The organism is Phenylobacterium sp., assembly GCF_037138395.1.
Taxonomy (GTDB): domain Bacteria; phylum Pseudomonadota; class Alphaproteobacteria; order Caulobacterales; family Caulobacteraceae; genus Phenylobacterium.
In genome coordinates, this window is record NZ_JBAXIM010000110.1 from 1 (window position 1) to 8,577 (window position 8,577).

Below are 8,577 nucleotides of genomic sequence, written 5' to 3' on the forward strand. Positions count from 1 at the left end.
CCCTTTCCGCCGGGGGCGAAGGCGGCGGCGACGGCTTCGGGGGTGCGCAGGCGACGGACCGCCTCCACCGTCGAGATGCGGGCGGCGATGTCAGCGGCGCGGGGGCCGATCCAGGCCTCGACGGGGACGGTGAAGCCCTGCTTGCGGGCCCAGGGCGCCGCCGCCGGGCAGACGCCCGCCAGCCAGGACCTGAGGAGGTACTTGCCGAACCGGCCGCGCACCTTGAACCGGTCCGGCAGGGTGAAGGCGAAGTCCGCCACCTGCGGGTCGAGGAAGGGCGTCCGGCCCTCCAGCCCGTTGGCCATCAGGCAGCGGTCCAGCTTGATCAAGAGGTCGTTGGGCAGCCAGGTCGCGGTGTCCGACCACTGGGCCGACTGAAGGGGCGTCAGCCCGCGTGGTGGCCGCCCGGATTCGCGCCAGCGGGCCAGCACCTCGGGATGGTCGGGCCGGGGCTCAGCCGGGCGCCCTCCCAGGAAGGCCGGACGCAGGGCGCGCCGGTAACGGCCATAGCCGCCGAAGAGCTCGTCGCCCCCCTCCCCCGTCAGCACCACCCTCAGCGTGTCCCGCGCCGCCTCGGCTAGGCGGAAGGTGGGCAGGGCGGCGTAGTCGGCGGTGGGATCGTCCAGGGCGTGCGCCACCCTGGGCAGGAGCCGCCAGAACTCGGCCTCGTCAAAGCGCACCTCGCGCCAGTCTAGGTCGAGGGCGCGGGCGACCTTCTCGGCCTGCGATCGTTCATCGGCCGCGCCGGGGGCGTCGAAGCCGCAGGTAAAGGCGGTGACCGGGCGCTCGGCCAGCCTCGCCATCAGGACGGCGATGGCGGCGCTATCGATCCCCCCCGACAGGAAGAGGCCGTAGGGCGCGTCCGACCTCTGGTGCACCCGGACGCTGTCCTCCAGGAGGGCGTCGAGGCGGGCCACCAGGTCGGCCTCGACGCCGCCGCGGTTCGCCCGTCGCGCCGGCAGGGCCGGGCGGGGCTCGTGGCGGACCAGGCCCTGGGGCGTGACCTCCAGGATCTCGCCGGGCGCCATGCGCCGCAGGGCGGGGAAGATGGTGGCCTGGCCGGTGGTGTAGGACAGGCCCAGCAGGTCCTCGGCGGCCGCAGCGTCCATCACCGGATCTACCAGGCCGGCCTCCAGGAAGGCCCGCGGTTCCGAGGCGAACAGCACCGCCCCGTCGCGCTCCAGGAGGTAGAGGGGCTTGATGCCGAAGGGGTCGCGGACCAGCCAGGTGCGCCCGTCGCCCCCGACCAGGCAGAAGGCGTACATGCCGCGCAGCCGCCGGAAGGCGTCGGGCCCTTCCCGCGCATAGAGGTGCAGCAGGGGCTCGAAGTCAGACCCGGTGGCCAGGCTGGCCTCCAGGCCATGGTCCCGGGCAAGCTCCAGGTAGTTGTAGATCTCGCCATTGCCGATCACCACCGAGCCGGCGGCGTGCAGGGGCTGCCAGCCCCCCTCGAGGTCGATGATCGACAGCCGGGCGTGGGCGAGGGAGATCCCGGGCAGGGTCTCGGTGCGCACGCCGTCCGGGCCCCGGTGCAGGAGGGCGGCGATGAGGTCGGCGGCGGCGACCTGGCCGTTGATCACGCCGGCTATGCCGCACATCAGCCGGCGCCGTGGGCGGCGAAGAGCTCGCGCCAGCGGTCCACCACCGCCGCCCGGGAAAACTCCCCCGCCACCCGGGCAAGGCCCGCTTCGGCCAGGGCCCGGCGGCCGGTCGCGTCGTCCAGGAGGTCCCGGAGAGCCCCCGCCAGGGCCACCGGGTCATCCACGGCGACCAGCCGGCCATCCTCGCCGTCGCGGATCAGGGCCGCCGGGCCTGTGGAGGCGGCGGCCACCACCGGCAGGCCGTGGGCCCAGGCCTGGATGACCACATTGCCGAGGGGCTCGTAGCGGGAGGGAAAGACGCAGAGGTCGGCGGTCCGGTAGAGGGACGAGGCGTCAGTCCGCCAGCCCAGGAAGCGCACGCGGCGAGCCAGGCCCAGCCCGTCGGCCAGGGCCTTCAGGCGGCCCTCTTCCGGCCCGGAGCCGGCGATCCAGAGCCAGGCCTCCGGCAGGCGGGCCAGGGCCTCCAGGGCCACGTCGTGGGCCTTGGCCTCGTGCAGTCGGCCCATGGCCAGCAGCAGGGGGACGCCTTCGGGGGTGTCGAGGCTGGCCCGGTCGACGGGCCGGGCGTCCTCGGCGGGGGCGGCGAAGTTGGGAATGCAGTGCACCCGGCCCGCCGGCCAGCCCTGGGCCACGATCCAGTCGGCGATGTGCTCGGTATTGGCGACCAGGGCGTCGAAGCCCTTGTAATATTTGAGGTTGTAATAGCCGCCCAGGCGACCGATCCGCGCCCAGGGCCCCCGGGGGGTATGCCGGGCAGCGCGGTTCATCCAGGCCAGGGCGAGGCTGGTGTCGTGGGCGCGGGCAAAGCGGCCTGCGGCGGGTGCGGTGAAGAGGTCCAGGGGGCCGCCGAACCGGAGCTCCCGGACCGGGACCCCGGCGCTGGCCAGGGCCGCCTGGCGGGCGGCGTTGGGGCGCAGGACCGCCGCCTGCGCCTGTCCCGATCCCGCCAACCCTGTGACCAGGTCGACGAAATAGGTCTCCGCGCCGCCTTCGCCGGCCGTTCCCAGGAGATGCAGGACGCTCATCGCAGCTGTGACCCTAGCAAGCCCGGCCCCGCTTCCCAAGCGGCTTGAAGCGCGCCGCGCCAGACCCTATAAACCGCCCCTCGCCGAAATGGCCCGGCGGCTGGGTAGCTCAGATGGTTAGAGCGGTGGATTCATAACCCACAGGTCGGCGGTTCGATCCCGCCCCCAGCTACCACTTTCCGCAGACATACCCGGCAAGACATCCGCCAGTTGGCTTCACGCCAGATTCACCATGCTGGCCTCTCCCAGGATGTTCCAGCCGGCGAAGCGGGGGACATTGGGCAGGTAGGCGCTCTCGGCCCCTTCGGTGGAAAAGCCCGCGGCCTCCAGGAGGGGCAGGATCGGGCGGGTCAGGCGGCAGCCGCCGGCCAGGCGCTTCCAGACCGGTTCGATCCGCCCCTGCCAGCGGGCGACGTCGGCGTCGGGGGCCAGGCCGTGCTCGCAGTAGAACATGCGTCCGCCCGGCCTGAGCACCCGACGGGCCTCCGCCAGGGCGCGCTCGGGGGAATGCACCGAGCACAGGGTGAAGGTGCAGACGACGCTGTCGAAGCTGTCCGTCTCGAAGGGCAGGTCCTCGGCCACCCCGGGCAGGATCTCGACCTCCAGGCCTTCGGGGCGCGGCGCGGCTTCGGCCAGGGCGCGGAGCTCTGCCGCCGGATCGACGCCACTGACCGAGGTCACCCGGGCCGGATCGTAGAAGGCCAGGTTGAGCCCCATGCCCACCCCCAGCTCCAGGACGCGGCCCTCGGCCCGGGGGATCAGGCGCGACCTCTGGCGCATCATCTGCGGCCCCGAACAGGCGCAGGCGAGGAATTTCGGCAGGATGTTTCGTTCGTACCAGCTCGCCATCGGTGTCCCCTCCTGGTCAGGCAGGGCGTACACTGCCCCTGAGCCGACCCTTTCGCCAAGGGATCAGGCGGCGGCGGAAGCATCCAGTTGGGGCAGGGCCAGGGTGTCGCGGACCACCTGCAGCAGCTGGTCCGGCTTCATCGGCTTCTCGACGACGCCGTTCATGCCGGCGCCCAGGTAGCTGGCGGTCTCATCGGCATCTGCATTGGCGGTCAGGGCAATGATCGGAATGCAGCCGATGGGCTTGGGCATGGCGCGGATCCGCCGGGTGGCGCCCACCCCGTCCAGGCGCGGCATGCGGATGTCCATGAGGATCAGGTCGAACCGGCCGGTCGCCGCGGCCTCGACGGCCGCCTCGCCATCTTCCGCCGGCTCGGTGGTGCAGCCGAACATGCTGCAGAGGGTCTCCGCCACCATGCGGTTCGTTGCATTGTCGTCGACGACCAGGATGTGGGCGGCGCGGTCGGCGCTCTTGACCTCCGCAGGCCGCTCGGGCGGACGTTCGGCGCGGAAGGCGAAGCTGAGGGTCTCGCCCTGCCCCGGATTCTGGAGGATGCGGGCCCGGCCACCCAGTCGCCGCAGGACGTGGCGGCCAAGCATGAACCCCATGGCCGCCTCAAGGCCGAACATTTCCTCGATCTCACGGACGTCGACCTCGGTATCGGTCCGCAGGCCGGTCCGGGACGACCGCACCCGACCCTCGAGGACCAGAACGTCACCGCTTTCGCGGACGCGGAGCATGACCTCTGCGGCACCCTTCCGAACCCCGGAGAGGGCGTGGGCGAGGAAGCCGTCAAAGACCTGCAAGGTTCGGTCGGCGTCCAGCATGGCCGCCCCCTCGGGCGGGCCGTCGTAGGACACCATGAGGGTGAGGCCCGAACCGGTCAGGCGCGCGCGCCAGCGGTCGTCCAGGCGGTCCACAAGGTCGCGGAGGGCCACTGGGCCGGGGCTGAGGATCAGGGCGTCGGAAAGGGCTGAACGGATGTCTGCGGAGGCCGCCGTGATCCGGCGCACCGTCTCCGCCGCCACGGCGACGCCTTCGACGCAGGCCCGGGTATCCGCCGCCGGCAGGGGCGAGGCCAGCCGCGTGGTGAGGGCCAGTACGCAATCCATCTGCTGACGGATTTCCTGGGTCACGCGGTCGAAAAGGTAATCGGGAACAGACATTTTAGAACGGTGAGCCTTCTGCCTCAGGGCCCACTTTGACGGCTCACTCTTTCGCGAAGGTTAATTTGGGTAAAGAGTATGCACGGTGTGGCGGTGGCGCAGTGGACCCCGCGACGGGGGTTCCAGGCGGAAGATCACTCCCTCGGAATCGACACCGCACCTGACGCAGACGCCAGGCGCGGTGGACTTCCAGTCGATGATTCGAAGGCTGCCCGCCAGGACCCGGTTGGGCCCTGGCCGGCGGCCGGGGATCAGAACTTGTACTGCAGTTCGATGCCGTAGGTCCGCGGCGGGGTCACCGAATAACTCCTGGTGATACCCTGGATGACCCGGGTCACATCGCCGTTGGCGGCGATGATGTTCCCCGCTTCCCGAGTTCCCGTGGCACCGGCGTCGTAGCCGATGTCGTCGGTCAGGTTCTTGCCGTAGACGATGATCTTGTAGCCGCTGTTCGCGGAGGACCAGGTCACGCGGGCGTCGATCTGCGACCAGTCGGGAGCCTCGGTATAGGCGCGCTCGAAGACCGTGCCGTACTGCTTGTCCCGCCAGAAGTAGCTGAGCGAGCCGGCAAGGGACCCAGCCTCGAACTCCCAGGTATAGTTGACGTTCACCGCTACCTTGTTCTTGGCCGCATTGGGCAGGGAACTGCCTGCGAGTTTCTGCTCACGTGTATAGGCCTTGGTGGGATCCGACGTGAAGACGTCGGCCGGGCACGCCGACTGGCCGTTCGTAATTACGGCGCACTGGGCGAAGGTCAGGACTGGCTTGGCCTTCGCGTCGATGGCGGTCGGGTCGACCGAGTCCACCGCCGTCCCCCCCTGGATCTCGGTGTTGTTGTAGGAGTAGTTGAAGAGGATCTGCAGATTGTCGATGGGCTGCCAGGTTGTCTCCAGCTCGAAGCCCTGCGAGATCGACTTGGGCACGTTGTAGAAGTCGGTGGCCGTGGTCGGTCCAGGCCCGAAGGCCGGGACAGCACCCGAGGAGACCCGAGTGATCGGGATCTGCAGGTTGTCGTACATATAGTGGAACACGGCCATATTCGTCTGGAGGGTCGGTCCGAAATTCTTCTTCAGGCCGATCTCGAACGAGTCCACGCTCTCCTTGTCCGTCGTCGGGAAATAGCTCAGCACGGTGAAGATACCGATGTTGAAGCCGCCCGCCTTGTAGCCCTTGCTATACTTTCCGTAGAGCATGGTGTCGTCGTCGGGCTTCCACTCCAGGCCGGCCGTGCCGGTCACCGCCTCCCAGGCTTGGCGCTGCTTGCGCGTGGCGAAGCCGGTGGCGGGATCATAGGTGGTCTTGCCCACCACACCCGGCTTCAGCACATCGCCCGAGGACACGACGGACCCCAACTGGGTCAGGTCGATGATCGGGGGCAACCCATAAGCGGCCGAGAAGTCGCAGCCTGGAACGGCGAAGCAGGTGATCCGCACCGACTCCTGGCCCCACTTCTCGTCATGCGAATAGCGCAGGCCAAAAGTAGACTTGAACTGGTCGGTCATGTCCCAGTCGATCTGGCCGAAGGTGGCATAGGACCGAGAGTGGACGTCCGGACGGTTATCGAAGCGGCGCGGCCCCTCTGTGTGGTTGGGGCAGACCCCGCCCGTCTGGGCGCAGAGGAAGCCGAAGGCGAAGGGCCCGTTCCACTGGGGCTGGTTGTAGTTCTGCGTATAGACCGGCTGGGTATAGTGCTGGTCGAAATAGTAGGCACCGACCACCCACTGGAGCGGGCTGTCGTTTGTCGAGATCAGGTTGATCTCATGACTCCAGAAGGCATTGTCCTCCTGATAGACGAAGCTTTCACTGGGCTTGATCACAAGAGGCCCACGATTGCCCAGGGCCGGCAGGGTATAGGAGGCGATCGGCGCCGCCCGATTGGTGTCGGTCGTCCCGGACAGGATGTAGTGGTAGTGCACACCACCGGTCAGGTATTTCACGTCGAAATTGTCGGCGTGATAGATCCACTCGTTGGCGATGGTCAGGGCGACCGGCAGGGTGACCTTGTAGGGAACCTGACGGGCGATGGTCCAGGGGCTGTTGACGGCAGGGTTCTTGCAGCCGCCGGGGTTCAGGTTGACCACATTGGTCACCCCGGTGTTGATCGGGCCGTTGTAGCAGGCGAAGCCCTGGTTGGGCTGGGTCGCCCCGGGCGGTGAATAGTAGGTGGGCCATTCGGCGGGGGTCCAGGCACCGGACGCCGCACCGGGACCGCCAGCGCCATTGCGCCACTGGGTGCCAATGACCTTCAGCCAGGTCTCAAGCTTGTCGTTGAAGTCGATCTTGACCTGCAGCTCGGTGGTCCACTCGTTCCGGACGTTGCCTTCGTCAGGCATGCCGGGGACAAGGTTGTCGATCCAGCCATTGCTCTGGTTGAACCAGTTGCCGGAAAGCTTGATTCCCACCCGATCGCTGACCGGTAGGGAGTAGGTCGCCTCGAGGCTGGTGGCACCGAAGTTGTCGACGCCGAAGCGCGCCTCGCCGCCGGCCTCCTTGGAAGGACGCTTCGAGATGATGTTCAGCGCGCCGCCGATGGAGTTCCGGCCATAGAGGGTGCCCTGCGGGCCGCGCAGGACCTCGACCCGGTCGATATAGAGCGTGGACGACCCCGCCCGTACGGCGAAGGTCTCGTAGATGCCGTCGGAATAGTTGGCGACGGCGGCGTCGGCGGAAAGCACGTTGGTCAGGCGGCCCACGCCGCGCAGCGACACCCGGTCGGTGGAGCTGTTGTATTGCAGGCCGGGCGTGAAGTTGGTGATGTCCTGGATCGTGTTGATACCGATCAGGTCTCGCTTGGCGGCAGAGAAGGCCGATACGGCCACGGGAACATCCTGGAGGCTCTGTTCCCGCTTTTCGGCAGTGATCACCAGTTCCTCAATCGTGTTGGAAGACTGGGCCGCTGCAGGGTGCGCCAAGCCCGTAAGGGCGGCGACCGAAACGGACAGGCAAAGCAGGCGCTTCAGACCCGAAGAACTCATAACTTGATCCTCCCCCCCGGCAGCAAAGCACCGGTTTTTTGCTTTTTTTCTAAGACGTACAACACCTTGGAACTCGCCCGACGCAGTCAGACTTGTCGGGCATTACAGACAGTTTACCTATGGGGTGCCAAGTCAATCTAGCCCGGCTCAATATTCCGTGAGGGTGCGATGCACCAAAAAAAGGGAATTCTGTACGTTCGGATTTCATTTTCCTTAGCCACAAAGGCAGTCCGGGGTTTTGCAATGCAACATCGGGAGGCGTATTGGGGGTGACATGATCGGAACCGAGACGGCGCTTGTCCTCTTCTCCGGCGGCCAGGACTCCGCCGCCTGCCTCGCCTGGGCGCTGGAACGCCATCCGCGGGTCGAAACCGTGGGATTCGACTATGGCCAGAGGCATTCGGTCGAGATGGCCCAGCGCGAGGTTGTGCTCTCGGCTATCCAGGCGCGCTTTCCCGCCTGGGCGGCGCGGCTGGGCCCGGACCACCGGCTCGACCTGACCGCCTTCGGCGCCATTGGCGACACGGCCCTGACCACCGAGCGGGCCTTCGAGGTGGGCGCCCGGGGCCTGCCCAACACCTTCGTGCCGGGCCGCAACCTGGTCTTCCTGACCTGGGCAGCGGCGCTGGCGGACCGCCGGGGGCTGTCGCGGCTGGTGGGCGGCATGTGCGAGACGGACTTCTCGGGCTATCCCGACTGCCGGCGGGACACCCTCGACGCCCTGCAGACCGCCCTGAACCTGGGGATGGACCAGACCTTCGTCATCGACACCCCGCTCATGCGCCTGACCAAGGCCCAGACCTGGGCCCTGACCCTCGGCCTGGGCGGCCAGGCCCTCGTGGATATCGTCCTGGAGGACACCCACACCTGCTATGCGGGTGAGCGCGGGGTCCGCCACGCCTGGGGCCACGGCTGCGGGGCCTGCCCGGCCTGCGACCTCCGGGCCCGGGGCTGGCGGGA

6 protein-coding genes and 1 tRNA gene are annotated in these 8,577 nt (G+C 68.3%); 2 read left to right on the forward strand and 5 right to left on the reverse strand.

The genetic code is table 11. The annotated features are described in order from the left end of the window. Both asnB and WCJ52_RS09445 read right to left on the reverse strand, forming a co-directional pair. Positions 1-1,598, reverse strand: a 1,598-nt coding sequence (asnB, locus tag WCJ52_RS09440; protein ID WP_336903055.1) for an asparagine synthase (glutamine-hydrolyzing), incomplete at its 3' end; no start/stop codon positions are given. Then, positions 1,598-2,626 carry a glycosyltransferase gene (locus WCJ52_RS09445; RefSeq protein ID WP_336903056.1) on the reverse strand — a complete coding sequence of 343 codons (1,029 nt, stop codon included), beginning with the start codon at positions 2,624-2,626 and terminating at the stop codon, positions 1,598-1,600. The genes WCJ52_RS09445 and asnB, both read right to left, overlap by 1 nt. A gap of 98 nt (positions 2,627-2,724) precedes the next feature. Here WCJ52_RS09445 and WCJ52_RS09450 point away from each other — a divergent pair. Next, positions 2,725-2,801, forward strand: a tRNA-Met gene (locus WCJ52_RS09450). A gap of 41 nt (positions 2,802-2,842) precedes the next feature. Here WCJ52_RS09450 and WCJ52_RS09455 read toward each other — a convergent pair. The 3 genes from WCJ52_RS09455 to WCJ52_RS09465 form a co-directional block, all read right to left on the reverse strand. Beyond that, positions 2,843-3,475, reverse strand: a complete 633-nt coding sequence (locus WCJ52_RS09455) for a class I SAM-dependent methyltransferase (protein ID WP_336903057.1) — start codon at positions 3,473-3,475, stop codon at positions 2,843-2,845. A gap of 63 nt (positions 3,476-3,538) precedes the next feature. After that, positions 3,539-4,642, reverse strand: coding sequence for a response regulator (locus tag WCJ52_RS09460; RefSeq protein WP_336903058.1), 1,104 nt, complete (start codon positions 4,640-4,642; stop codon positions 3,539-3,541). A gap of 251 nt (positions 4,643-4,893) precedes the next feature. Beyond that, positions 4,894-7,617 carry a TonB-dependent receptor gene (locus WCJ52_RS09465; RefSeq protein ID WP_336903059.1) on the reverse strand — a complete coding sequence of 908 codons (2,724 nt, stop codon included), beginning with the start codon at positions 7,615-7,617 and terminating at the stop codon, positions 4,894-4,896. A 274-nt stretch (positions 7,618-7,891) separates the two neighbouring features. Here WCJ52_RS09465 and queC point away from each other — a divergent pair. Next, a partial coding sequence (gene queC, locus WCJ52_RS09470; protein ID WP_336903060.1) for a 7-cyano-7-deazaguanine synthase QueC occupies positions 7,892-8,577 on the forward strand: 686 nt, incomplete at its 3' end.

Coding starts and splice junctions, on each gene's coding strand:
- WCJ52_RS09455 (WP_336903057.1), bottom strand. CDS start 3,475: ATGGCGAGCTGGTACGAACGAAACATCCTGCCGAAATTCCTCGCCTGC.
- WCJ52_RS09465 (WP_336903059.1), bottom strand. CDS start 7,617: ATGAGTTCTTCGGGTCTGAAGCGCCTGCTTTGCCTGTCCGTTTCGGTC.
- WCJ52_RS09445 (WP_336903056.1), bottom strand. CDS start 2,626: ATGAGCGTCCTGCATCTCCTGGGAACGGCCGGCGAAGGCGGCGCGGAG.
- WCJ52_RS09460 (WP_336903058.1), bottom strand. CDS start 4,642: ATGTCTGTTCCCGATTACCTTTTCGACCGCGTGACCCAGGAAATCCGT.